At 61.0% G+C, this 26,048-nt stretch carries 23 protein-coding genes; 7 read left to right on the forward strand and 16 right to left on the reverse strand.

Annotated elements, in window-relative coordinates; translation table 11 throughout:
• Positions 1-25 precede the first annotated feature (25 nt).
• The 6 genes from ACYP2A_RS08390 to ACYP2A_RS08415 all read right to left on the reverse strand — a co-directional run bounded on the left by ACYP2A_RS08390 (position 26) and on the right by ACYP2A_RS08415 (position 5,810).
• Complete coding sequence (locus ACYP2A_RS08390) at positions 26-631, reverse strand: phage tail protein (protein ID WP_459744346.1); 606 nt, start codon at positions 629-631, stop codon at positions 26-28.
• Positions 632-674: 43 nt separating this feature from the next.
• On the reverse strand, positions 675-1,016 hold the full coding sequence (locus ACYP2A_RS08395) for a DUF6916 family protein (protein ID WP_459744348.1): 342 nt from the start codon (positions 1,014-1,016) through the stop codon (positions 675-677).
• Positions 1,013-1,513: a GNAT family N-acetyltransferase gene (locus tag ACYP2A_RS08400; protein ID WP_459744349.1), complete on the reverse strand. Its 501-nt coding sequence runs from the start codon at positions 1,511-1,513 to the stop codon at positions 1,013-1,015. The genes ACYP2A_RS08395 and ACYP2A_RS08400 overlap by 4 nt, the downstream gene beginning before the upstream one ends.
• Before the next feature lie 119 nt (positions 1,514-1,632).
• Positions 1,633-3,732: an efflux RND transporter periplasmic adaptor subunit gene (locus ACYP2A_RS08405; RefSeq protein ID WP_459744351.1), complete on the reverse strand. Its 2,100-nt coding sequence runs from the start codon at positions 3,730-3,732 to the stop codon at positions 1,633-1,635.
• Positions 3,729-5,048, reverse strand: coding sequence for an efflux RND transporter periplasmic adaptor subunit (locus ACYP2A_RS08410; RefSeq protein WP_459744352.1), 1,320 nt, complete (start codon positions 5,046-5,048; stop codon positions 3,729-3,731). The genes ACYP2A_RS08405 and ACYP2A_RS08410 overlap by 4 nt, the downstream gene beginning before the upstream one ends.
• On the reverse strand, positions 5,049-5,810 hold the full coding sequence (locus ACYP2A_RS08415; RefSeq protein WP_459744354.1) for an efflux RND transporter periplasmic adaptor subunit: 762 nt from the start codon (positions 5,808-5,810) through the stop codon (positions 5,049-5,051).
• 260 nt (positions 5,811-6,070) lie between these two features.
• On the opposite strand from ACYP2A_RS08415, the gene ACYP2A_RS08420 reads away from it, so the two are divergent.
• The 4 genes from ACYP2A_RS08420 to ACYP2A_RS08435 are packed head-to-tail and all read left to right on the forward strand — an operon-like array spanning position 6,071 to position 11,190.
• Positions 6,071-7,924, forward strand: coding sequence for an ABC transporter ATP-binding protein (locus ACYP2A_RS08420; protein ID WP_459744355.1), 1,854 nt, complete (start codon positions 6,071-6,073; stop codon positions 7,922-7,924).
• Between the two features lie 20 nt (positions 7,925-7,944).
• On the forward strand, positions 7,945-8,385 hold the full coding sequence (locus ACYP2A_RS08425) for a hypothetical protein (protein ID WP_459744356.1): 441 nt from the start codon (positions 7,945-7,947) through the stop codon (positions 8,383-8,385).
• Positions 8,386-8,415: 30 nt separating this feature from the next.
• On the forward strand, positions 8,416-9,729 hold the full coding sequence (locus ACYP2A_RS08430) for a hypothetical protein (protein WP_459744358.1): 1,314 nt from the start codon (positions 8,416-8,418) through the stop codon (positions 9,727-9,729).
• Between the two features lie 30 nt (positions 9,730-9,759).
• On the forward strand, positions 9,760-11,190 hold the full coding sequence (locus tag ACYP2A_RS08435) for a DUF4132 domain-containing protein (RefSeq protein WP_459744360.1): 1,431 nt from the start codon (positions 9,760-9,762) through the stop codon (positions 11,188-11,190).
• Here the strand turns inward: ACYP2A_RS08435 and ACYP2A_RS08440 are convergent, their stop codons facing one another.
• The 8 genes from ACYP2A_RS08440 to ACYP2A_RS08475 form a co-directional block, all read right to left on the reverse strand.
• Positions 11,191-12,405, reverse strand: coding sequence for an aldose 1-epimerase family protein (locus tag ACYP2A_RS08440; RefSeq protein ID WP_459744361.1), 1,215 nt, complete (start codon positions 12,403-12,405; stop codon positions 11,191-11,193).
• Between the two features lie 150 nt (positions 12,406-12,555).
• Complete coding sequence (locus ACYP2A_RS08445) at positions 12,556-13,473, reverse strand: LysR family transcriptional regulator (RefSeq protein ID WP_459744362.1); 918 nt, start codon at positions 13,471-13,473, stop codon at positions 12,556-12,558.
• A 15-nt stretch (positions 13,474-13,488) separates the two neighbouring features.
• Positions 13,489-14,202, reverse strand: a complete 714-nt coding sequence (locus tag ACYP2A_RS08450; protein ID WP_459744364.1) for a DUF1330 domain-containing protein — start codon at positions 14,200-14,202, stop codon at positions 13,489-13,491.
• Positions 14,203-14,332: 130 nt separating this feature from the next.
• A complete protein-coding gene (locus ACYP2A_RS08455; protein WP_459744365.1) occupies positions 14,333-15,073 on the reverse strand; it encodes an SDR family oxidoreductase in 741 nt (246 codons plus the stop codon).
• On the reverse strand, positions 15,070-16,227 hold the full coding sequence (locus tag ACYP2A_RS08460) for an alkene reductase (protein WP_459744367.1): 1,158 nt from the start codon (positions 16,225-16,227) through the stop codon (positions 15,070-15,072). The genes ACYP2A_RS08455 and ACYP2A_RS08460 overlap by 4 nt, the downstream gene beginning before the upstream one ends.
• A 44-nt stretch (positions 16,228-16,271) precedes the next feature.
• On the reverse strand, positions 16,272-16,955 hold the full coding sequence (locus tag ACYP2A_RS08465; RefSeq protein WP_459744368.1) for a type 1 glutamine amidotransferase domain-containing protein: 684 nt from the start codon (positions 16,953-16,955) through the stop codon (positions 16,272-16,274).
• A gap of 177 nt (positions 16,956-17,132) precedes the next feature.
• Positions 17,133-17,735, reverse strand: a complete 603-nt coding sequence (locus ACYP2A_RS08470; protein ID WP_459744369.1) for a TetR/AcrR family transcriptional regulator — start codon at positions 17,733-17,735, stop codon at positions 17,133-17,135.
• Between the two features lie 61 nt (positions 17,736-17,796).
• Positions 17,797-19,953: a TonB-dependent receptor gene (locus ACYP2A_RS08475; protein WP_459744371.1), complete on the reverse strand. Its 2,157-nt coding sequence runs from the start codon at positions 19,951-19,953 to the stop codon at positions 17,797-17,799.
• Positions 19,954-20,126: 173 nt separating this feature from the next.
• Between ACYP2A_RS08475 and ACYP2A_RS08480 the strand changes: the two genes are divergently transcribed.
• The 3 genes from ACYP2A_RS08480 to ACYP2A_RS08490 all read left to right on the forward strand — a co-directional run bounded on the left by ACYP2A_RS08480 (position 20,127) and on the right by ACYP2A_RS08490 (position 24,131).
• Positions 20,127-20,642 (forward strand): sigma-70 family RNA polymerase sigma factor, encoded by a 516-nt coding sequence (locus tag ACYP2A_RS08480; protein WP_459744372.1) that lies wholly within the window; start codon positions 20,127-20,129, stop codon positions 20,640-20,642.
• On the forward strand, positions 20,643-21,620 hold the full coding sequence (locus ACYP2A_RS08485) for a FecR domain-containing protein (protein ID WP_459744374.1): 978 nt from the start codon (positions 20,643-20,645) through the stop codon (positions 21,618-21,620).
• A 96-nt stretch (positions 21,621-21,716) separates the two neighbouring features.
• Positions 21,717-24,131 carry a TonB-dependent siderophore receptor gene (locus tag ACYP2A_RS08490; RefSeq protein WP_459744375.1) on the forward strand — a complete coding sequence of 805 codons (2,415 nt, stop codon included), beginning with the start codon at positions 21,717-21,719 and terminating at the stop codon, positions 24,129-24,131.
• 14 nt (positions 24,132-24,145) lie between these two features.
• Here the strand turns inward: ACYP2A_RS08490 and ACYP2A_RS08495 are convergent, their stop codons facing one another.
• Positions 24,146-25,093 carry an ABC transporter substrate-binding protein gene (locus tag ACYP2A_RS08495; protein ID WP_459744614.1) on the reverse strand — a complete coding sequence of 316 codons (948 nt, stop codon included), beginning with the start codon at positions 25,091-25,093 and terminating at the stop codon, positions 24,146-24,148.
• 103 nt (positions 25,094-25,196) lie between these two features.
• On the reverse strand, positions 25,197-26,009 hold the full coding sequence (locus ACYP2A_RS08500; protein WP_459744376.1) for a phytanoyl-CoA dioxygenase family protein: 813 nt from the start codon (positions 26,007-26,009) through the stop codon (positions 25,197-25,199).
• Positions 26,010-26,048: the final 39 nt, after the last annotated feature.

Below are 26,048 nucleotides of genomic sequence, written 5' to 3' on the forward strand. Positions count from 1 at the left end.
CCGAGGGCACCGCCGGTTGTCGCTATTACTGACGGGTTGGGTAAACGCCCTGCATCGCGACAATGAAGTTGACCGCGCTGTAAGGGTTGAGAACCGAGATTGGCTGGCTGCCGCCTACGACGCCTTCGACGACACTGCCGTTCAGCCTCGCAGCGTTCGGCGCCAGGGGAATCGTGGTTTGGCTGCTGTCAGGGGCGTGGTAGAGGTTGATCGCGCCGCCACTGCTGTCCGTGGGCAGGGCCAGATAGGCGCCCGGGGTTGGAATCTGGAGATTGGCTTCAACGTTGAGCACCACGGTGGGGTCGACTTGTACCGCCAGGGTATTGACCAGAGGGTGGTTATGCGCCGGCATGTTCAACGTCGTTTGGGTAACCTGCGCGTTGCCTCCCTTTTGTCCGATCACGTACGAAGGAGCGCCACTGCCGCTGGTACCAAAAGCGACCGGGGTACGGCCTACGAGATCCGGCACACCGAAGGTTTGCTGCCCATTACCGCCGTAGTTGGTTCCAAAGAGCGCAAACAGGGCCGAGTTCTGGGTAATAGATATCAACTGTCCCTGGCACTGCGCCCAGCCATAGGGGGCGAAGTCGAAGCCCACCATCCTGATTTCACCGAGATATTGATCAGACATCAGTCACTTCCTTACGTAGACATGCGGGGTTGAAATTCTGTGGTCACAGCGCAACGCCAGCGGGTTGGCGACTGCTGTGAATAACGGCTTCAAGCACATGCCGCCCATCAGCTTCGGGTTTGACAGGCGTCATCAGCAAAGCCCAGGGTTGCTCGCGTCCAGGGCCAAAGAGATTGAACACCGCCTGTGGCAGCTTTACCCCTTGGGGTAGCGCGAGCAGCAGCGAATAACAATCGTAGCCGGCGCTCATCGGTAGCCCCTCACGGACCTGCAGCAGGCTGACTTTCAAACCCTGGCCAGGCGCGATCTGCAGCGCAAACCCCTCGGGGTCGGCATCGTGCAAATCTTCCCGAGTGGGGATGAGGGAAATGATCGGGTCGGTCATGAGACGTTCCTGGAATGGGTCATGGGTTCGCGGCGCATCTGCAGATACACCCCGGTGTCGCCACACTGGATGAAACCCAGACGGTCATAAAGACGCTTCGCCGGGTTGAAGGCTTCGACATACAGGTTCATCCGCAATCCGAGTTCATCGGCCCGGCGCAACTGCGCATCGATCAGCGCAGAGCCGATACCATGCCCCTGATACTCGGGCAGCAGTGTGATATCGATAAGGTTGACGATGCTCGGCCCCCAGAACAGGTAAATACGGCCGATAGGCTGCCCTTCATGCTCGATGATCCAGAAGTCGGCCTCGGCATAATGGGCTTGGTAATAGGTGTGCTGGGCGTGGAACTGCTGGCTGAGAAATGCCGCAATCTGCTCGGTGGACCAGCCGCAACGGGAGACTTCGGCCAGGCGCGAACCGGCAAAGAGGCGCTCGATAAACGCCATATCATCTGAATGCAAGGCACGGAGTGTCACAGCGTACTTCGACGACATCAAAGCAACTTCCCTGTTTGAACGACTTTATTCGGTGAATCTTTCTTTGTAACGAGTGTCACATGCGATAGCGCGGCAGATTGCCAGCAGCTTAGCGCAAGTGTCTGACAATCGCATGACTAAAATCCACTTTCTCTTACGCCTAAAGCGGCCAGTCGTCGCCATGCAGATCCCAATAACGACATGGCCTCCCCATCCAGTACCACAAGGCCTCTCTGAGGGTGTGAAACGTGCTCGGGCGCCGCGCTTTCGAGCTCGAAACGCACACCGTATTGCGCCTCCAGCGGCTGCGCCCTTTTCTCTTCGTCACGGCGCACGGCAATCGGTCCGTGCTGGTCGGACACCAGCGCTTCCTGATCGATAAAGGCCACGCCATTGGCGTCCACATCCTTGAGGCTTACCGGCAGCGAATCACGCAGCACATCATCGGCAACGAAATGCCCGCTGGTGCCTGGCGCTACCCGCCACAGATCAGCCTCGGCCAGATAGCCGCGCAAGCGCAAGCCGCCCTCGGCGACCTGGGCCAGTGGCAGCTCCACACCGACCCAACGGCCCGGCGCCAGATTCTGCGCCAAGTCACGCACCACACCGGCATGCGGCGCGCGCAGGCTCAGGCGCTCGCGCTGTGCCGTGAGACCGCGGTATTCGGCCACCGCCTCGGCCAGGCGCTGTTCCAGAATGCCGCTGTCGACGGCCGTGGCGCTGCGGCTCGACTGCCGGCGCAGTTGCAATTGCAGAATCTCGATCTCGCGCCGGGTAATGCTCATGCGCGACGCAAGGTCCGGCGACTCCAGCGTCACCAGCACCTGGTTCTGCGTGACAGGCTGCCCGTCCTTTACCAGTACCTCGCGAATCCGCGCAGGCGTCGGTGCATGCAAGGCACTCACCCGCTGCGCTTCGAGCATCGCCGGCACTTCGACGCCGCTGCGCCACGGCACCACCAGCACCGCAAGCAACGCCAGCAGCCCGAGACCCAGAAACAGCACCTTGCGTGGCTGCGCCTTGTCGCGGTGTTGCCACCAGTGCCCCCACTCACGCCAGATCGGCAGGCCGATGAACCAAACCAGCTCGACCATCATCAGGAAAATGCCGAGCACCTTGAAGAACAGGTGATACACCGCCAGGGCGATACCAAAGAACAGTACCGCGCGCCAGATCCAGGCGGCATAGCTCCAGCACAGCAGGCGCTTGCGCAGTGCCGGCGACCAGCGTTCCGGTGCCGGCTCGCCATAGCCGAACAGGCGCTCGCGCAGGTGCCAGCGGCCCAGGGCAAAACCGCGACTCTGCAGGTTGTCGACGCCCCACAGATCGCTGAGCAGAAAGTAGCCGTCAAAGCGCATCAGTGGGTTGACGTTGATCGCCAGTGTGGTGATCCAGGTGGCGCTGGCGAGCATGAACGCCGCCGTGCGCCCTGCCCCGTCCGGCAACAGCGACCATGCCAGCAGGGCCATGCAGGCCAGCAGCAGCTCGGCCAGCACGCCACCGGCGCCAATCAATAACCGGGTTCGCCGGTCTTGTACGCGCCAGGCATCACTGACATCGGTGTAGAGCATCGGCAGCAAGACCATGAACGCCACGCCCATGCTCGGCACCCGGCAACCGGCACGCTTGGCCATGTAGGCATGACCGAACTCATGACAGAGTTTGGCAAAACCCAGGGCAATCGCGAAAGCCGCCATGCCGCCGAGGCTGAGCAAATGCGGAAAGGTCGCCAGAAAGCGCTCCCAGTCGCGCATCACCAGAAAGATGCCCAGCAGTAACACGGTCGGCAGACCAAAACGCAGCAGGTCTGGACCGAAACGCTCCAGCCACGGCCAGGTGCGATTGAGGAACGCGTCAGGCCGCCACAGCGGAATGCGAAAAAACAGGTATTTGTGCAGCACTTGCGTCCACAGCCCCTGGCGCTGGCTGGCCGCCTTGACCTCGTAGCCGGCACGCTGCTCGGCGTCGCTGGCGCTGATCAGGTCATGCCCGCGCAAAAAGCGCAGCAGTTCCTCCAGCGCTTGCGGCCCCAGTGGCGCGCCGGGTTCGGTATTGGCCGCCTTCAGCACGCGCCCCGGATCACCCAGCGCCCAGTGGCGCAACAGACGCATGGCCGGCGCCCCCAGCTTGAAGTACTTGCCGCGCAGCGGGTCGGCGAGCGTCCATTGCGGCGAACCGTCCAGCCCCGGCGTGCCGGCTGAAAGCTGCAGGTCGGCACGCAGCGCCGGCAGCATCACAGGCCCACCGCCTGGCGCAAGGCCGCCAGCGGACGGCGCAGCAGGTACAGCGCCAGCGGTGCACGGTCACCGAAGACCTTGGCGGTGCCGCGCAAACCGATACGTGGCGGCGCAGCCTCGAAAGCCGCATCGAGGCGGTACGCCAGTTGCCCGGCCGCTGTGTTCTGCGCCTGGTAGGCGGCACGTTCCAGCGTGGCGCTGTGGCGGTTCAGCGGGTCGCTGTCGAGAAACAGCGCAACTTCGGCGCCCTGCTCCAGGCCGATGGCGTCAGCCACCGGCAGTTCGATACGCAGTTCGGCCTGGGTCGGGTCGGCGATTTCCAGCAGGCGCTCGCCAGTGCGCACAGGCTTGCCGGTCCAGCGCTGAGCGTCGGCGAACACCGCGAGGCCGTCGCGCTCGGCGCGTACCTCGCTGCGTGCCAGCAACTCACGGGCGTAATCGCGTTCGGCGCGTTTCTGTTCGACGCGGGCGGCCAGCAGATCGAGCCGGGCACTGGAATCGGCATCGGAAAACGCCCGCTGGGTGTTGGCCTTGAGTTCCGCCTCGGCGACCCCGAGGGTACGCTCGGCTACATCGGCCTGCGCCTTGAGGCTGGTGGCGTCGAAGCGCACCAGCACCTCCCCGGTCTTCACCGGCTGGTTGGGCTTGACCAGAAACTCGGCGACCACGCCGTCCAGCGGCGCCGCCACCACCTGACCGTTGCGCGGCACCACTTCGGCCGGCGCCAGCACCGACTGGCGCACCGGCACCAACAGCACCAGCAACAACGCTGCGGCAATCGCCCAGCGGGTCCGCGCCGGCCAGCGCAAGCGCCACGGTTTGCCCGGTTGCAAGGCGCGCCAGGCGTGACTGTAGCAATCGCCCAGTTGCGCCAGCAGGGCCTGCTCGGCGCCATTCCAGGCGGTGTCACGGGCCAGCCACAGGCCACCGAACACTTCGTCCTCGCGGTTTTTCAACGGCAACCAGAAGGCATGCGGGGCCGACAACGCCTGCCAGTCGTCACGGCTGGCCTGATCCAGGTCTTGCGGCGGCACCACGCCGGGCAAGGCGAAGCGCTCGCCCGCCGCCAGGCGCGAGGCCATGCGTTCGATGAACACCACGAACGGCGCGTTCGGCTCGACCGCACTGATGCCGGTCAGGGCACGGACCTTGCCGGTAATCAACAGGGCCGCGTGACGAAAGCCGAACAGCGCCTGGCTATCGTTGACCATGCTGAACGACAGCACTTCGACCGACGCAGCGGCGCGCGCCTGACGCTCCAGCTTCAGGTAATGGGCAAGCAGTTGTTCAAGAGGACCGGGCGCAGGCGCGTTCATTCATTGCGACTCCGCGAAATGCGCCGTGCCACTCATGCCGGCCAGCAGGCCCTTGGTGTTCGCCGGCACGCTGCCGATCAGCAGTAGCGTCTGGCTGCCCTCGTCGATACGCGCCCCCAGGCGCTTGACCACGGCATTGATCGGCGTGCCGGTTTCATCCGGGACGAAGCTGAAGGTCTGATCGGGCTTGAGCCTGCCGAGCCAGCGCGACGGCACCAGCACATGGATTTCGAGCGAGCGGTTATCGACGATTTCCAGCAGCGGCGTACCGCTGGCAACGCTCTCGTGCGCCTGCACGCGGCGCGCCACGACCTGACCGTCGAACGGTGCCTTCACCTGGCAGCGCTGGACCTGGACCTGATAGACCTGCGACTCGGCCTGGACCTGGGCCTGCCGGGCCTCGGCCAGTGTCACTTCGAAACGGCCGACGGAATTGAGCGCCGCCAGTTGCTGCTTGTTGCGCAGCTCTTCGCGGGCAGCACGCACGGCAGCACCGGAGGCATTGGCCTGGGCCTGATAGGCACTGCAATCGAAGCGCACCAGCACATCGCCCTTGCTGAACGACTGACCTTCGGCGTAAGGCAGGTCTGTGACCCGGCCGGACAACTCACTGGCCAGTACCGCCTGATAGCGGGCACGCAGCACGCCGCGAACCTCGCTGGAGGTGGACGTAGCACCCTCAAGCAGCGGGTCACTCTCGCTCGCCGCCTGCGCCGTACCGCTCAACAGGGCCAACGCCGCCCACCACACTACGTACTTCATTCGCTACGTCCCTGTAAAAGGTCTGAAATATTCAATCGAGATATCGGCAGGTTTTCAGAGAACCTGAACCACCGCTGGTCAGCATTGTCGTCCATGAATCGTGCCGCCGGAAAATGCCCAGGGCAGAGCCAGAAACTGCATCGCCGGGATCGCATCCGACAAAGTGGCCGGATGCTATCAGCGTTTCCGTGCGCTCGATAGTGGGCCACTCACCCATTTAAATGACAGAATCTTCGCACTGGATCGTTTTGGAGATCACCATGCTTCGCGCGTTTGAACAATGGCTCGACCCCTTCCCGCCTGATGAAGTCCCACCGCCGCCTGACGGCATGGCGCGATTTCTGTGGGCCTGCACTCGCGGCGCCCGCGGTTATATCCTGGCGTTCGCGCTGCTCAGTGCAGGGGTATCGATTTACGAAGCCTGGCTATTTTCGTTCCTTGGGCAGGTCGTGGACCTGCTGTCGACCTGGCAGGCCGGCGGCGAAGCGGCCGCTCAGGAAAGCCGCGTACTGTGGGGCATCGGTGCAATTTTACTGACCAGCATTGGCCTGGTAGCGTTGCGCACGATGGTGCAGCATCAGGTATTGGCGATTAACCTGCCACTACGGCTGCGCTGGGATTTCCATCGGCTGATGCTGCGCCAAAGCCTTTCTTTTTTCTCCGATGAGTTCTCCGGCAGGGTCACGACCAAGGTGATGCAGACTGCCTTGTCGGTGCGCGAAGTGCTGTTCACCCTGATCGAGATCGCCCCCGGTATCGGTGTGTATTTCATCGCGATCATCGCCCTGGCCGGCGGCTTCGATCTCAGGCTGATGCTGCCCTTCATTGCCTGGGTGGTGTTGTTCGGCCTGGCCATGCGTTACTTCGTGCCGCGCCTTGGAAAAGTCGGGCAGGAACAGGCCAATGCGCGCTCATCGATGACCGGGCGTGTTTCGGATGCCTACACCAACATCACCACGGTAAAGCTGTTTTCCCACTCCAAACGCGAGGCGCACTTCGCGCGTGCAGCGATGGAGGACTTCAAACTCACCGGCCTGCGCCAGATGCGCCTGGTCAGTCAGTTCGAGATCGTCAACCAGACACTGGTGGTCGCGCTGATCATGGGCGCAGGCGGTTATGCCCTGTGGCTGTGGCATCAGGGCCAGGTCGGCACCGGTGCCGTGGCGGCGATTACTGCCATGGCGTTACGCATCAATGGCATGTCGCACTGGATCATGTGGCAGATGACCTCGTTGTTCGAGAACATCGGCACCGTACAGGACGGTATGGCTACCCTGACCCGTGGCCCCAAGGTCCAGGATGCACCGAACGCGACGACCCTGGTGACCACCGGTGGCGCGGTCACCTTCGACAACGTGAGCTTCAACTACAACGGCGAACGCCAGGTGCTCGATGCCCTCAGCCTGAGTATTCGCCCGGGTGAAAAGATTGGCCTGGTGGGTCGCTCCGGTGCCGGCAAATCGACACTTATCAACCTGCTGTTGCGCTTCTACGATGTGGACAACGGCGAGATTCGCATCGACGGACAAAACATCGCGCACGTCACCCAGGACAGCCTGCGCAGCGCCATCGGCATGGTCACTCAGGACACCTCGCTGCTGCACCGCTCCATTCGCGACAACATTGCCTATGGCCGCCCCGACGCGACCGACGAGCAAATCCGCACCGCCGCCGCCAATGCCCAGGCCGACGGGTTCATCCGTCAACTGAGCGACAAGCAGGGCCACTCCGGTTACGACACCCTGGTGGGCGAGCGCGGTATCAAGCTGTCGGGCGGCCAGCGTCAACGTGTCGCGATCGCGCGGGTGATGCTCAAGAATGCGCCTATCCTGTTGCTGGACGAAGCCACCAGCGCACTCGACTCGGAAGTCGAAGTGGCCATTCAGGAAAGCCTCGATGAAATGATGCAGGGCAAGACGGTGATTGCCATCGCTCATCGGCTGTCGACCATTGCCGCCATGGACAGGCTTATTGTCATGGACGACGGACGCATCATCGAACAAGGCACCCACGCCGAACTGCTCGGTAAAAACGGTGTTTATGCGCGGTTGTGGCATCACCAGAGCGGTGGATTTCTGGGTGAAGATCAAGGCGTGGCCGAGGCGATTGAATAATCCGGCCTGTGAGGGGTGTTATGCAGTTCGTGGTTCATAGCTATTGCCTGAAAGGCGCACGCCAGGAGCCTTTGCTGCCGCCTGTCAGCCTGACGCCAACCTCGGCGACCCTGACGGTCGCCGAACTCATTCGCCTGACCGTTGCCGAACAGATCGCCGCGCTGTCGGTGCAGCACTGGCTGGAACACCTGTCGGTACGCGAAGTGCTTGACCGCCAATACCTGAGCGAGCGCGACATTCGTCAGCAAGCCCGTGAAGGCGCGGTGGTCATGCCGCAGCCAGGCGTCGCTCCGGATGTGGATGTCGACGCGGAGGTCGAGCGTGCCCTGAAAGGCTTTGCAACCCGTGCGTTTCGCGTTCTGCACAACGGCGTCATGTTGCAAAGGCTCGATGAGATCATCGACTTGAGCCCCCCTTCCACGCTCGCGTTTATCCGCCTGGTGCCGCTGGTTGGCGGTTGATCCTCGTCGCTCATTTGCCCGGATACTGTCATGCACTCACGCCGTCCTGTGCCCGAACAAGCCACACGCCTCGCTGCGCTGCGAGCCTTCTGCGATAACGCGCTGGATGACTACCCGGAACTCAGTCGACACGACGAATTCGAGCCCGATTTCTGGGACGGCATCGATTTGCTGCGCATCGCCGATGACTGGGTCAGGCAGCATCCCGCAGATGGAGCCAAGGCCCTGGCCGATGGTTTTGCATTCCCGACCCTCTGGGACGATCTGCAAGACCACCGCGACCAACAGCGCTATGGCCTGCAGTATCGACTGTGCGATGCGTGGATAACGGCGCACCCGGATGCCTACGCGCTGGAACAGATTGGCGCGCGATTGCAGCACATGCTGCAAAGTGCCGACCAGGACTGGACCTTCCCTGACGTTAACGCCTGCATTGATCGCCTGAGCTATTACCCGCCCACTGCGGCGTGGCAGACCTTCGCCGAGTGGTTGCTGGACGGCAGCTGGAACCACGTGCAGCCTGACGCTGCCGCAGATGACCGGCAAAGAAAGGTCGCCGACTCGTACGTTTACGTACATAAGGAAATCGCGCGTATTGCGCTGGGGCTGCTGGGCGCGGGCCGCCTCGATTACCCTCGATTCGTCCGCGCGGCCAATACCTGGGGCCGCGCCATGCTGTTCTATTCAGACGAATCTGGCCTTGCCAGCGATGATGTGGACCAGGAGCGGTACGCCGATGATGAGCCCGCTGCCGTATGCCCTGAACTGGCGAACTTCACCGTTCGTTATGTCGAGGACGCCCTGGCAGCATTACCCGATAACGCCGAGAAGCTGGCCGACACCTTCCGCTCGGTCGAGGTGTATCAGACCCACTGGCTGCTGAAGGCGCTGGCGGTTATCGAACGACTGGGCATGACGCCGGATGAGTTCTTCGACAGCTTCGGCGATACGGCCGCAGTGCTTGAGCGCTTCCTGTTGCTTGAGGCGTTACCCAAGCAGCAATCGGCAGCCCTGCTCGCGACGCTGACCGGCTTTTCAAGAAATACCCTGCTGACCGCACTGCCTTATACCGGCCAGGCCAGCCGCGTGGTACTCGACGCACTCGGCTGGAGTGACCTCCAAGCCTTCCAGCGTGAATACCTGAACATTGCCTTGGCACCGCAGTCCGGCTGGGGCACCGACCTGCCCAATTCGCTGGATGAAAGCGTCGGTGTCGTGGACCGCTACCTGCTGGACAAGGCGCTGGCCGAGGCCGATCCGGAGCATCTGCGCGAGTACTTCTCGGTGCTTGAACCCTCACACTGGGCATTTCCCGAAACGCGCGTACTGCTCGACGCCTACTAGGGCATCGGCCGAGCCGCCCTGGAAAAGAAATTGACCCGCCACGCACAGGCCGCCATGCGCATCTATGGCGTACTGCCGGTCACCGGGCCGGAAGACGTACGCCAGCGCTATCTGACGCTGAAGAAACTGCACAAAAAGGTGCGTAAATACGGCGCCGAACGCCAGGCTAACTCCCACGCTGCGATACAGGCCGGGCTGGAAAACCTGGCGCGTGTCGCCGGTTACCCTTCGGCAATTCGCCTGGAATGGGCCATGGAATCGGAGATCGCCGAATCCGCCCGGATGGCCGTCAGCATCGAGGGCTATGACATCGCCCTGGTGATCGACGGTTTGTCGCCCACGTTGCACATCGGCAAGGCCGGAAAGACGCTGAAAACCGCCCCGCCTGCGATTCGCAAACACGCCGACTTCGTTGCGCTCAAAGCGCAGCAGACCCAGCTCAAGGAACAGATCGCACGTTTCTGCCGCACCCTGGAAGCGATGATGAGCAGCGGCGAAACCCTGGCGCTGAACGAGCTCAAGCCGCTGTTGAACATGCCGGCGGTGCGCCTCTTGCTGGAGCAACTGATCGTGCAGGCCGACGATGCCGCGCTGGGCTGGCTGGATGCCGCCACGCTGACGGTGACTGACCTTGAAGGCAACCAATACCGGGTAAAAAAGGCTCTGCGTATCGCTCACCCTTATCATCTGTTCACGGCAGGCCAACTGTCGGCCTGGCAAAAAGAGGTGGTCAGCCAGCGCCGCGTGCAGCCATTCAAACAAGTCTTTCGCGAGCTGTACCTGCTAACACCGGCCGAGCGCGACACCGGCCTGTGGTCCAACCGCTTTGCCGGCCACCGCCTGAAAGCCAAGGTCGCGGCCCGTTTGCTGCAAGTGCGCAACTGGTCGACCTCAAGCGTGGAAGACATCTATTACGAGAGCAAAGCGCACGGCATTTACGCCCTGTTCAACTTTCTGGATACCGGCCATTACCTCTCTGAAACCGAGCACTTTACCTTCGACACGATTGCCTTCTACCGCGACCAGCAAGCCATCGCGCTTGAGCACGTACCGCCGCTGCTGTTCTCGGAAGTCATGCGTGACGCCGACCTGCTGGTCTCCGTGGCCCACGCCGCAGACGGCTACAGCACCAGCAACGAAACCCTGCAACGACGCACCGAACTGGTCAGCGAATTGATTGCAGGGCTCGGGTTGAAAAACGTCAACTGTGAAGGGCACTTTCTGCACATTACCGGCCAGCGTGCCAACTACCGTATTCACCTGGGCAGCGCCGCCATCCATATCGAACCCGGCAACTACCTGTGCATCGTGCCCGTCGGCGACAGCTTTACGGAGTTCTACCTGCCGTTCGCCGACACCGACAAGAAAATGGCCGAGGTGCTGAGCAAGATGTTTCTGTTGCTCGACGACATCAATATCACCGACAGCCTGATCCTGGAGCAGATACAGCGCGGGGGCTGATCACTCCTTGGTCAAATCCACCAACGGCGTCTGCCGCACTTCTGTCGCACGCCCGTCCTGGATCGATTTGACCTGCTGCAACGCCTTGTCCACCGCTGGCTTGTCGGCCAGCAAGGCGTAGCTGATGCTGAACTGACGCTGTTGTTTAGGGCCAATGGTCGGCACCAGGTTCAGCGGCCGCTGATAACGGCGGTTGTAGGAAAAGCTGGTGCCCGGCTCCAGCCCGGTGACATAGCCCTGGCCGCGGGTATCGGTATTTTTCCACAGCGAGAACACCGGCAATTGCTGGACATTGAAGCCCACCGCGACGCCAAGGCTGCCAGCTTTGTTGTGCAGCACAGTCACGGTGTCGCCTTTGGCATCGCCGTAAGGCACCACGTTGTACACGGTTTCATCGTAGTCCGGCGTCGGCGCGCGATAGGTCTGCCAGTCACCCAGGTCAGCCTTGGCCTTGTCGTTGAAGGGCGACACCTGCTTGACCGCTGCCGCAAAGCGGGCGCCCTCCTCCAGAAACGGCGTGCTGAAGTTGCTGTGGTACAGCGCCTGGTATTCTTTCGGGTAATCGCCGTTGTTGGTCAAGGTGTCATTGAGCACAAAACGCGCCGCGCCCGGTTCGGTGACCAGTTCGGTTTGCACGCTGAAGTCGACTTTCTTGAACGCCTGCTCTTTCAACTCGCCACGTACATGAATGGCATACGGCGGGGTTTCGTCGATATGCACCGTCACCTTGCTGGCCGGGATGTTCGCCGCGCGGCCATGTAAGGTCAGCAACTCGCCGTTGTCCATGCCCGGATGGCCGACCCACTCGTAACCGCAACGGGTCACCAGCTCGTTGAAGCCCTCCAGCCAGCCCAGACCGCCGCGACCGTTCAGCTCGATGAACGCCGGGTTGACCACCTCCTTGACCGGCGAATCCCAGCCCATCCGCGCACTGCCGACTTCAGCACTGAGCACGTTCATGCCGCGCGTCGGCACCAGCGTCAGTTTCATCGTGCCGTTGTCGATATCGATCAGGCTCACGCCTTCCTGACGGCCGCCGTGCAAGGTGCGCATGCTGATCGAAAAGGGCTTGTCGACCTTGACGCCAAGCTGCTCGCTGGTGATACGCAGATTACTGGCGGGCTTGTCGCTGTCGAGCAGCACAAAGTCCCAGGCAAGGGCGTGACTACTGAGGCAAAGGGCGGCAATGGCGCAGGTGACAGGAAGCAGTTTCATGGGCGGATCCTTTCTTGGAATTATGGTTCGCTGATGCGGGGTGAATCGATTCAGCGTGATGACGAGTCTAGCGCCATTTGCAGTAGAGGTGTAGCTACCCACATCAAGCGCCCTCTGACAAAAACAGGCTAAAAAACGGCCAGGGCCCTTCTATTCAATCTTCAACCCTTGAGCACGCCGGGGATAGCGCAATGCATCAACCAGCAGGCTGAACGCTGGTGAAGATTGCAGGCGACTGGGGTAATACAGGTGAAAACCGGCAAACACCGGGCACCAGTCTTCCAGTACGCGAATCAGGTCGCCATTGTCGACGTGCTGCTGAACCAGTGTTTCCGGCAAGTACCCCAACCCGGCCCCGCTTCGGCAGGCATCCAGCGTCTGATAAACGCCATTGACGACGAGTTGCCCACTGACCTGAACGTTCCGGGTGATCCCTTGTTTTTCGAACTCCCAGGTATAGATACCGCCATGCGTAGGGAATCGCATATTGATGCAATTATGGCCACCAAGCTCATGAGGCTCTCCAGGAACTGGATGCACCGCGAAATAGCCCGGCGTCGCGACAACGGCCATGCGCATATCCGGGGCAATCCGGGTAGCGATCATCCCCTCGCCTACCGTGTCGCCATAGCGGACGCCGGCGTCATAACGGTCGGCAACAATGTCGACCAGTCGATAGTCGCAGTTCACTTCTACGTTGATGTCCGGGTACTGGGCCAGAAACGTTTCCAGTACGGGCCATAACACCGTATGAAAGCTGAAATCGGCGGCGGTGATTCTTATAGTGCCGGCCGGCTTTTCACGAAGGCCCAGCAGCGCCTGAAAATTGGCCTCCATCGCCTCGAAATGAGGACTCATGCTGTCGTAAAGCGCCTGCCCGGTATCGGTCAGCGTCACGCTGCGCGTGGTACGGGTCAGCAGCCTCAGCCCTAACCGCTCCTCGAACGCCTTGATGGTATGGCTCATCGCAGATTGAGAAACGCGAAGTTGTGCAGCCGCTTTGGTGAAACTTCGCTCTCGCGCCACGGCCATGAAGACCAGCAGGTCGTTCGCGTTCTCGCGCAGCATGTTTCTACTCCTTGATTATTGTGCCGGTGCCCCCTCGATCAAATAGACATCGGTCTGTGCTGAGCGCTGGCGAATTTTTCTCAACTCGGTGTATGGCGCAGAGTTGTACCAGGCCTGGGCTTTTTCGAGGCTCGCAAACTCGATGACAACACGTCGACGCTTTGGCGCCTCCCCTTCAAGCGAAAGCGTCTTGCCGCCGCGAACGACGAAATGCCCGCCATAGGGTTTGAAGGTTGACTCAACCTGCGCGCTGTAAGGTTTCATCCCCTCAGGGTCGGTAATTTCAAACTCGGCAACATAATAGGCCGGACGGGTTGCCGCCGGGACTTCTGAAGCGATCACTCGACCGGTCTGAGAACTGAGTTGAACCGGATCGGTTTCGATCAGCTCTCTGGACACAATCATCGACCGGGTCGTGGCCACGTACTTCTGAAAGTGCGCAGATGCAATATGGCTTTGATACGCCGCCTCGCTGGCATACATCTCGAAGAAGTGCAGACGGTTCGGGTGATCCTTTTCCGCCACCGAATAAATCGCCAGCACGCCCGGTTCAAGACGTACGGAATCGGCCATCTCTTCTTTGACTGCAGCGTGGTAGGCCGCCAGTTGCGCCGGATCGATCACCAGTTGCGCAATACGTACGATCTTTTCTGGCGGCTCTACGGCAAGCACTGATCCTGCCCAAAGACACCCCATGACCAGCGTGGCGCGCAGCACTGAAATCCGCATTCATATTTCCCTGATAGTTATTCGCGACCTCATGCTACAGCGCACCACTGAAGAGTATTCATGAGCCCATCAGATAACTGTTATTGATGCTCTACCTGCTTCTGGTTGACCTGCTGGCCATCGCCTGGCATCAAAACACCTGATGCGTCGGGCGCAATACGATCTCGTTGATATCCACGTCATCGGGCTGCTCGATCGCGAACGCGACAGCCCGCGCCACCGATGCCGCCGGGATCGCCTGCTTATAGAAGTCCAGCACCGTGTCTTTGGCCGTGCCGGAGGTGCTGTGCTTGAGGTCGCTGTCCACCGCGCCCGGTGCGATCGAAGTCACGCGAATCTTGTCGCCCACTTCCTGGCGCAAGCCTTCGGAAATGGCGCTGACGGCGAATTTGGTGCCCGAATACACGGTGCCGCCCGGTGCGAACACCTTGACCCCGGCCACCGAACTCAAGTTGATGATGTGCCCGCTCTCTTGTGCCAGAAACCGTGGCAGCGCGGCGGCAATACCGTAGAGCGTGCCCTTGAGGTTGACGTCGATCATGGCGTCCCACTCATCGGTGTTGACTTCCGACATCGGCCGGATCGGCATCAGCCCGGCGTTGTTGATCAGCACATCGAGCCTGCCAAAGTCGGCCACTACCGCCGCGACCACCGCCTCGACCTGGTGCTTGTCGGTGACATCGAGGGTGTAGGCCTTGGCCGTTCCAGCCTCGGCAGTGATCTGGGCCACCACCGCCTCCAGTTTGTCTGCACGGCGGGCGGCCACGGCCACTTTCGCGCCACGGGCGGCGAGCAAGCGGGCGACTTCGGCGCCGATGCCGGTGCTGCCACCCGTGATCAATACCACTTTGCCTTCAATACCGTTGCTCATGCGGACACCTCATTTTCAAGTTCAAGTCTGGCGGGGGAATACTGCGGATAATCGGTGAAGCCTTTTTCGTCACCGCCATACAGGCCGGTTGCGCTCAAGGGGTTTAGCGGCCAGCCATTGGCGATGCGTTTCGGCAAGTCGGGGTTGGCAATGAAAGGCCGTCCGAACGCAACGAAGTCGGCAAGACCTGCGTCGATCAGGTCTGCTGCGCGGTCGGCGGTGTACAACCCCGCATAGATAATCCGGCCGGTAAAGGTGCTTCTGACCTCACGGCGAAACGCTGGCGGCAGGTCCGGCGCATTGGGCCAGTCCGCTTCGGCGATCGACAGGTAAGCGATGCCGGCCTCTTCGAGCACCTTGATGGCTTCGATATAAGTCTGGTGTGGATCCTCTTCGACAAAGCCGATGTACACGCGGTCTTCGTCGGTACTGGTGAACAGCGGCGCGAAGCGCACGCCGAGGCGGTCAGGGCCGACCACGGCGCTGACGGCTTGCACCACTTCCCGTAGAAAGCGCAGGCGGTTGTGCAGCGATCCGCCGTATTCATCGTTGCGCTGGTTGGCGTGGGCCGAGATGAACTGGTTGACCAGATAGCCGTTGGCACAGTGGATCTCGACCCCATCGAAGCCTGCGCTCAGGGCATTGCGCGCGGCCTGGGCGTAAAGCTCCACCAGCGCCTTGATCTCGGCGACGCTCAGTTCCCGTGGCGTGGAGGGATCGACCAGCGTACCGGTGCCTGGGCCGGTTTCGATAAAGGCTTTGACCTTGTGCGCTTGAATCGCCGACGGTGCGATGGGAGCGGCGTTATCCGGTTGCAGGGCGTTATGGGACACGCGGCCGACGTGCCACAACTGGGCAAAGATCACCCCGCCTTCGGCATGCACGGCCTCAGTCACCGTGCGCCAGCCGTCGATCTGCGCCTGGCTGTAGATGCCCGGCGTCCAGGCATAGCCCTTGCCACGCGGCTCGATTTGCGTGCCTTCGCTGATGATCAGGCCGGCACTGGCGCGTTGCTGGTAATAATGGGCCATCAGGGCCGTGGGCACGTCGCCGGGCTGGGCACTGCGCTGGCGCGTGAGCGGCGGCATGACGATACGGTTTTTCAGGGTCAACGGGCCGAGCGAGGTGGGTTCGAACAGTGAGCGGTGTTGCATAAAAAATTCCTTTTGGTGGTAGTCAACGTGGGGCCGGCAGAGGCTCAGGCGTTGTTGAGCAGATCGATCAACACCTTCGCGGTCTCGCTCGACGAGCCAGGGTTCTGGCCAGTGACCAACAGGCCGTCGCGCACCACATGGGAAGACCAGTCAGGGCCTTGGGAATACAGGCCGCCGTTGGCCTTGAGCATGTCCTCGACCAGGAATGGCACGACATGGGTCAGGCCGACCGCCTCTTCTTCGGTATTGGTAAAGCCGGCGACGTTTTTGCCTTGCACCAACGGCGTGCCGTCAGGATTTTTCACATGGCGCAGCACGCCCGGTGCGTGGCAAACCAGCGCGGCGGGCTTGCCGGCGGCCAGGAAGGACTCAATCAACCGAATCGAGACCGGGTCTTCGGCCAGATCCCACAGCGGGCCGTGGCCACCTGGGTAGAAAACCGCATCGAAGTCGGCGGCCGAGACGCTGTCCAGGCGCACGGTGCTGGCGAGCAATGCGCTGGCCACTGCATCGGTTTCGAAACGCCGGGTCAGATCAGTCTGAAAGTCCGGCTCGTTGCTCTTGGGGTCCAGTGGTGGCTGGCCGCCCTTTGGCGAGGCCAGGACGATCTCGGCCTGGGCGTCCAGAAAGGCGTAGTAAGGCGCTGCCAGCTCTTCAAGCCAAAAACCGGTTTTACGGCCGGTGGTGCCAAGGGTGTCGTGCGAAGTCAGAACCATGAGCACTTTCATTTCGGTTTTCCTGTGTAAGGTCGCTGCTGCGAAAGATTGATTAGACTGGTCGTCTAGTTAATGGGCAAACTGAAAAGCCGCTGCGTTGAATGTGTGGCTACCTTAACGACGATTAGACCAGTCGTCTAGTAAAAATTTGATTTTTTACCTGCCCCTGCTTTCGTTGCTCGGGGCTGATCAGGACAGGCTAAGGATCTGGCGGGTAGTCAGTATGGCTGTTTCAAAAGGCTGGACACTCTTGGTGATCTTCACCATGACACTGGCGCCCACCCACAGCTGGTAGAGACTCTGCGCGGTGGCGTAAGGCTCGCCCTTGAGCGTCAAAGAGCCTTCTGCGGCGCCATCCTCCAGCGACTGCGCCAGACGATCGATGATGCCGGCCGTGCCACGCTGCAGCACGGCGCGCATCGCTTCCGAAAGGTCGGCCACTTCCACGCCCAGCTTGACCGCCAGGCATTTGCCCTGACAGTCATGGAACGACTGCGTCGCCTGCCAATTGGCCCAGTACTGCATCAGCCGCTGGGCGCTGCTCAGGCCAGGCAAGGCAAGTACCTGATCAAGCTCGGCCAGATAGTCCTCGAAATAGCTTTCGAGCATGGCCTCGCCGAACGCATCCTTGGAACCGAAGTAATGATAAAAGGAGCCTTTCGGCACCCCGGCAGTGGCCAGAATTTCATTCAGGCCCACAGCGGAATAACCCTTGGCAGCCATGATTCGCTGGCCTACCTCAAGGATTCCCTGGCGGACGTCGGAGCTTTCGCGTGTTTTGGGAGTGTTCATGGCCGCGATGTTAAACCTTGCTAGTCGATCGGTCTACTGCAGCCAAGCACTCATGCCGCCATCAAAAGTCGACCGTGGCCGACAGTTGCAACGTCCGCGGATACCCCGGCGAAAATGCACCATACGAAGCAACGCCCGACCAGTACTCACGATCAAAGACATTCTGCACCGTGGCGCGCAATGTCGTCGGTCGGCCCTCGATCCTGGTGGCGTAACGCGCGCCGACGTCGAAACGGGTCCAGGCATCCAGCGCCTGTGTATTGGCCTGGTTGACGTATTGGCTGTCGGTGTAAATCGCGCCACCGGTCAGGGTGAAGCCTTCAAGCCAGGGTGTATCCCATTCGGCCCAGAGGTTGGCTTGCACGTCCGGCACGCCCACCGGCTTGTTACCGCGATTGGCCGCTGTCGCCGACTCGGTCAGCTTGCCGTCCAGCAGCGTAACGCCGCCCATCAGGCGCGTGCCGGGCGCGACTTCACCAAACAGACTGAATTCGACACCCCGGTTGCGTTGTTCGGCCTGCACCGAGAACAGGTTACCGGCGCCGATTTCGCCGCTCGGTTTCTCGATCTGGAATAACGCCAGCGTGGTCATGAACGTACCGTGCTCATATTTGACGCCCAGTTCATGCTGCTTCGATTCGTAGGGGGCGAATGTCTCACCGGCGTTGGCTGCGGTGCCCGGTGCGATGTCACCTTTGCTCAAGCCTTCGACGTAGTTGTAGTACAGCGAAACGTCTTCCCAGGGTTTGATCACGACGCCGACCAATGGCGTCGTGGCACTGTCGCTGTATTTCGAACTGACCGACCCTGCGGCATTGTAGTTGCGCGACTCGATGTCCTGGCGGCGCACACCGAGGGTCAACTGCAAGCGCTCATCGAGCATCGACAACGTGTCCGTCAAGGCAACGCCAGACAGGTCCGACTCGGAAATACGCAGCACCTTCGGCGCACTGATAAAGGGCTTGGGCACGTCGACCGGGTGGTAAATGTTCGAGCGGATTTCGCTGCCATTGTTGATTCCACGGGACAGTTCATCCTGATACCGGGTCGCCATCAGTGTGGTCGTGTGCGTGATCGGCCCGGTCACGAACACGCCACGGACACCGACATCCGCCGTCGAGCGATCGACATTGAATTTGTAGTAGCCCGGAACATTGCTGGTGTCACCGGCCTCGTTGAGGATTCTCGGCACCTGATCGGACATGCGCTTGACGTCCGATTTACCGCCGCCGGCATGGGCAAATACCGTAACCGTGTCGCTCAGGTCGTATTCGCCACCCAGCAATGCCGACTGCTCTTTGGTGTCCGACCATCCCCATTTCTGCGGCAGGCTGGTGCGCCCGTTCGGGGCGGAAGGAACCTCGACGCCCGCAGCGATGGTGAATGGCCGCGAGGCGCCTTCATAGCTTTCTTTCTGGCTGATGAAGTCCAGATTCAAACGCAAGCGCTCACCGCGATAATCCAGCGCGATAGCGCCGATGCCAAGATCTCGGTGTTGATCGTCAACGGCCGTATCGCCGCCTTGCAGGTTGCCGTTGAAGCGCACGCCAAACTGATTGTCCGGGCCAAAGCGACGGCTGAGATCCAGATGAGCCCCCACCTGGGAGTCCGAGGCGTAACTGCTGGTGACCCGGGTCAGGTCTTCGTCCAGCGGGCGCTTGGGAACGATATTGATCACCCCGCCAACGCCGCTGTTCGGCGAAAGACCGTACATGAGTGCGCCCGGCCCCTTGAGCACTTCGACACGCTCGGCGTACTCGGTGAACACGCGATAGTTGGGCGCCACGCCGTACACGCCGTCAAAGGCCAGTTCACCCAGGTTGCCTTCACCGACCGCAAAGCCGCGAATGAAAAACGAGTCGACGATGCCGCCGGTCTGCCCCGTGGAGCGTACCGAAGGATCACGCTCCAGTGCATCGGCCACGGTCACGGTCTGCAGGTCCGCCAGGGTCTTGGCGGTGTAACCGGTGACACTGAACGGCGTATCCATTACGTCCTTGTTGCCCATCATCCCCAGCCGGGCTCCGCGCGCTACCTGGCCGCCGGCAAGCGCTGGCGGCAATGTGGTCGGGCCGTCGTAACCGGCGTTGATGTTGGTGGTGTCGAGAATCAGCGTATCGGCGCTGGCGTTGCCGGCGAGCAAGACAACATTGATCAGGGCGGTACGAATGGCGAGTGTTAAAACGCGCTCATTACCGGGACGACTGACAACAGGCATGAGGTGAGGATCCTTTTCAACAAGGGAAAATGGTAATCACCCCTATTGCCAGCCGATCTACGAAAAAGTATCACCCGCCGTCACATTTTTTGCGCCAGCACTCGAAACTTGCATCGCAGCCGGTTTGCCCACTAACATTGGGAATACTTCTCAATTGCACAAAAGCGGCAACCATGAGCGAAACCCTCTCTGCCAATAACAACAATCACTTGCGCGCGATCGAAGACCTGTACAGCGGTCATCACGGTTGGCTGTATGCAACGCTGAGAAAAAAACTGGGTAACGCCATGGATGCGGCAGACCTGGCGCAGGACACCTTCACCCGCATTCTCGCCTCTCAAGTCACCGTCATCGAGCAACCGCGCGCGTACCTGAGCTGCGTGGCCAAAGGTATCTTGATCAACTGGTATCAGCGCAAGGCACTTGAACGCGCGTATCTGGATGCCCTGGCGCAAATGCCTGCCCAAGCGGTGCCGTCACCGGAATTGCGCTTCCTGGTGCTTGAGACCCTGCACGAAATCGATGCAATGCTCGACGCCCTGCCGCCACGGGTGAGACGCGCCTTTTTGCTGTCGCAGATCAGCGGCCTGAAGTACGACGATATCGCCACACAATTGGGCGTATCGCTGATCACCGTCAAACGCTACATGAAGCAAGCCTTCGTGCAATGCCTGTTGCTGGTGGAGTGAATGCTCACACGTAACAGTGAGCCGCCACCCGATCACACGGCCCTTGAAGAAGCGGCCGACTGGCTGATGCGCTTGAGCGAAGGCGAACTCAACGACCAGGAAAGTGCCGAGTGGGAACGCTGGAAAACCAGCAGCCCGGAGCGCAGTCGTGCCTGGGCCAGGGCGCAGGTGCTACAGAACAAGCTCGGCGGCCTGCCGCCGTCACTGGCGATGTCGGCCCTCGATCGCCCAGGCAGCCCCAAACGCCGTGCGGCGCTGGGCAAGCTGGCGATGCTTCTGGCGATTCTGCCGGCCGGTTGGGGCAGCTGGAAACTGGCAGAAACCGAACAATGGTCGGCCGATGCGCGCACCGCTGTCGGGCAGCGGCGCGAGCTGGCCCTCGCCGATGGCTCGACAATCATCCTCAATACCGATACCGCCATCGATATAGTGTTCGACGCCAGCCAGCGGCTTGTTCACTTGCGTGAAGGCGAAATACTGGTGCAGACCGCGACGGATAGCTTGCCACTGCCCCGGCCATTTCTGATCAGCACCCGCCAGGGCCGCCTGCAGGCGCTGGGCACACGCTTTACCGTGCGTGAACGGCAACAGCGTACCCACCTCGCGGTACTCGAAGGTGCCGTGAAGGTCGAACTGGCCGACAATCGCCAGGTATCACCGCTGATCGTCAATGCCGGGCAACGCACCGACTTTTCTTCGGGCTCCTTCGCTCAGGTCACCCCCGCCGACCGCTACACCAGCGCCTGGACTCAAGGCATGTTGATGGCCGACAAGATGCGCCTGGCCGACTTCGTCGACGAACTGACGCGCTATCACCGGGGCTTCGTGCGCCTCGATCCGGCACTGGCCGACCTGCGCATTTCAGGCGCCTACCCCATCAGCGATACCCAACGCACCTTGAACATGCTCGCGCAGACCTACCCGATTCTCGTCAGCGGCCATTTGAATGGCTTCTGGGTCATGCTCTCGCCCGCCTGAGCCGAAAAAAATCGCCACAGCGGTGATACTTTTTCGGGTCTCGGCTGGCTTGGAGGGAGAAGAACTTTACCGTCCCGCACATAGGTCACTTCATTCATGCCTGCTGCACGCCATTTGTGCCCGGATCGTCAGTTCAAAGCGGTTATTCGCAGTGCGTCGCTAAGCATTGTGCTGATCGGTGGCGTGTGCCCGTTTGCCGGGGCCACAGAGCCGGCGCAACTGGATGCTGTCGCGATCCATGCCTATAACATTGCTTCAGGACCGCTCGGTGCAACCCTGTCCAGCGTTGCCGTGGACGCCGGGATTGCCCTGTCGTTCCTGCCCTCGTTGACCGAAGGCCTGACCAGCCCGGCGCTGGTCGGGCATTTTTCTACCCGTACGGCAGTCAACCGCTTGCTGGAGGGCAGTGGCCTGGACATGGTTTTGCGCAGCGACGGCAGCTACACCCTGGTTCAACGCCGGGTGCTGCTGGACGAGACGGCAATCAACAGCACTGACAAGCACAGCGACAGCCTGCCTGCGGTGTATGCCGGTGGACAGGTCGCCAATGGCGGGCGCCTTGGTCTGCTGGGCAATACCGATCTGATGGATGCGCCCTTCAGCGTCAGCACCTACACCTCGACGCTGATCAAGGATCAACAGGCCATCACCGTCGGCGATGTGCTGGAGCGCGACTCCTCGGTGCGCTCCACCGGCCAGGCCGGCGGCATTGTCGACTCGTTTTTCGTCCGCGGTTTTCCGGTCGCTGAAGGTAACCTCGGTGAACTGGCGTTCGACGGGGTGTACGGCGTGGCGCCCAATTATCGCGTGTTCACCGAGTACGCCGAGCGCATCGAGCTGGTCAAGGGCCCCGGCGCCCTGCTCTACGGCATGTCGCCCAACAACGCAGTGGGCGGTGTCATTAACGTGGTGCCCAAGCGATCCCTCGATGAAGACCTGACCCGCTTCACCGCCCGTTATGCCATGGACTCGCAGTTGGGTGGTCACCTCGACCTCAGTCGCCGTTTCGGTGAGGAACGCCGGTTTGGCGTGCGCCTCAACGGCAGCACTCAACTGGGCGACACGGCAATCGACGATCAATCGCGCCACGTCGACATCGGCGCCCTGTCCCTCGACTATCAGGGCGAACGCCTGCGCGCCAGCTTCGACTGGCTCAACCAGGAAGAACACTTCGATGCCGCCTCACGGCCGGTGTTGATTGCCTCGGGCGTGGCGATTCCCTCGGCGGCCAGCGGCCGTACCAATGTGAGCCAGGCGTGGGGCTGGTCGAAAACCCGTGACCAGTCCGCCCTGCTGAGCGGCGAATATGACCTGGGCGAGACGCTGACCGTGTTTGCGCACGCCGGCGGCGGCGTGTCGGATGTGGCGCGGATGTCCGACCAGACCCCGACCCTTCTCAACGCCGCTGGCGACACGGCTTCGATTCCCGGCTATTACAAATTTGAAGTCGAGCGCTACACCCTCGACGCCGGTGCGCGCCTGCGCTTCGACACCGGCCCGATCAGTCACCGCACAACCGTGCAAGTCAGTCGTTATCGCGATCAGTTATCCCGGGGAATCACTTCCGGCGCACCGGTGCTGTCGAATATTTATCATCCGGTGAATAGCACCAGACCCGCCATTGCCAAGCCCTACACGCCCAAAGTGTCCGAGAGCGAACTGACCGGGATGGCGCTGGCCGATACGCTGTCGGTACTGGATGAACGCGCGCAGTTAACCCTCGGCATTCGCAAACAGAACATCACCTCCGATAACTACAATGCAGCTGGCGTGGTGACCGCCTCCTACGACGACAGCCGGATCACCCCCTTGCTGGGCGCGGTGATAAAACCCTGGGACCACGTCTCGGTTTACTACAACTACCTCGAAGGCCTGAGCAAGGGCGACATCGCACCGTCTAGCGCATCGAACGCCGGCGAGATCTTCGCGCCTTACATTTCTCGCCAGCACGAACTCGGGATCAAGGCCGACTACAGCACATTCACCGCAACGCTCGCCCTGTTTCAAATCACCAAGCCCAGCGGAGAACTGACCTCCGGCGCTTTTTCAGTACAGGGCGAGCAACGCAATCGCGGGATGGAACTGAATCTGTTCGGTGAAATTGCCGCAGGAACCCGGCTGCTCGGTGGCGTGACCGTGCTCGATGCGCAGCTGACAAAAACCGCCGTGGCCGGCAATCGCGGCAATAAACCGGTCGGCGTGCCGGAGGTGCAAGCCAATCTGTGGACCGAACGGGACATCGCGCACGTCGAGGGCCTGACGCTGACCGCAGGCGCAATCCATACCGGTAGCCAGTACGTCAACCAGGCCAACACCCAGAAACTCGATGACTGGACCCGCTTTGACCTCGGCGCACGCTACAGCACCCGCATCAATGAACGACCCACTACCTTTCGCGCCAGCGTGCAGAACGTGTTTGATCACGCGTACTGGTCGGGTGTCGCCTCCTATGGCGCCTTCTCGCAAGGCTCACCGCGCACCGTGTTACTGTCGGCCACCGTCGACTTCTGAGCCCTGGGCGCGACCTACAGCGCCGCGTCGATCTTCTTCGCCGCCTCTTCACTGACCCAGCCGTGCCAGACTTGCGGGTGTTGCTTGAGGAATATCTTTGCCAGCCTGGAGGAGTCGATGTGTTCCCTGGTCATCAGCGCAAGGTTCTGGTTCAGCAGATCTATCGGAAGATTGACCTTTTCCAGTATCTCAACCAATTCAGGCGCCTGCTCATGGAACGTTCTGGATAAACCAACCTGGATGCTGATCTTCTTGTCCTCGCCCGGCTTTTCTTCCAGCCTGACGAGGTCGACCTGCCCCATCAACGGCGTGGGCGTCCAGTAGTAGAACAGGATAGGCTCGCCACGCTTGTAGCTCGACAACACCGCTGCATCCAGGGCTGGGCCGGTGCCGGGTCGAAAATTGGTGTAGCTCGCTTCAAGCCCGTAGCTTTTGAGCATTTCACTGTTCTCCAGTTCGCACGTCCAGCCCGCCGGGCAGTTGTAGAAACGTCCCTTGGCCGGCTCTTCGGGGTCCTTGAACAGTTCGACGTATTGCGACAGGTCACTGATTTTCCTGAGCCCGGGCGCTTTGGCTTTGATATTGCGTTTGGCATCCCCTTCAATCAGATAACGCGGCACGTACCACCCCTCGGTGGCACCAATGATCGGTGCGCCCACGCCCACCACCTTGCCGCTGGCTGCGGCCTTGTTCCAGACTTCGCTGCGCCCCACCCATTCCTCTGCCAGCACCTGGATATCGTTACTGCCCAGCGCGCTCTCCATGGTGATGGAGTTACCCGGCAAGGTGTCGACCGTACAACCATAGCCGTCCTTGAGCAGGGTTTGCAGCACATCGGTCAGCAACATGGCGCTTTCCCAATTCAAACCCGCGAACTTCACAGGCTTGCCCGATTCGCACCAGCCGGCAGCGTGGGTCGCAGTACTGCCGACCAACAGCCCACACGAAAGCAGCCATGCCATCACGTTATTTTTCGTCATCGATGCACCTATACAATGAAAGGATCAGATCAGGGATGGGCAGATGGCAGCGAAATACGCTCTAAAAGGTTATATGTCAGTCATTTCAGGACGCTGTATAAAGGGTCGGAAACCAGTCCTCACGCAGCCGCTGACCCGTTTGCATGGCATGCCCCGGATAGGGCGGCGAAGTACGTCCAGGACGCTCCAGATAACGCACATCATCCCCCACCCAGCGAAGCGAAAGCACCCGCCGCCGCTGCGCGGAACCGTTGCCCCTGGCTCCGTGCACCGTTCGAAAGTCGAACAGCACCGCATCACCGGGTTGCATGTCCCATTCCAGAACCAGCATGCCCTCCTCTGCATCCGGGTCCGGTGCGTCCCGATAGTCGTCGGCACCCGGGTAAAAATCGCTTTGGTCCGCCCAGCGCACCGGCCTGATGCCTTTACCCCAGCGATGGGAACCTGGCAACAGCCTCAGGGTTGACTCGCGTACCGGGTCCACCGGAATCCAGAAACTCACCGACTGGCTCCCTTCGACAAAGTAATAAGGAATGTCCTGATGCCAGGGCGTGGCTTTTTGCGCGCCCGGCTCTTTCACCAGAACATGGTCATGGAAAAACTGCGCTGTACGCGACTGCATCACTTGCGCGGCGATGGACGCTGCGAATGACTGTTCGATGACTGCGCGAAATTCGGGGATTCGTTGCCAGTTGCAATAGTCATCGAAAAAACCACCGGGCGCGTCACCGGGCTCGACGTAACGGCTGGCGTACACACCAGGCTGCGCCAGATTGCGCTCTATACCCGCCGCGATCTGTGCGGTCCAGTCACTGAAGATGCCTCTCAGGCACACCGCGCCATCGCGCTGGAAGGCGTCGATGTCTTTTTGATCAACGGTGTATGAGCTGTCGGTCATGGCCTGGGTACTCCCTATAACGAGATAAAGGTGACGCAG

The organism is Pseudomonas sp. 3A(2025) (assembly GCF_054589175.1).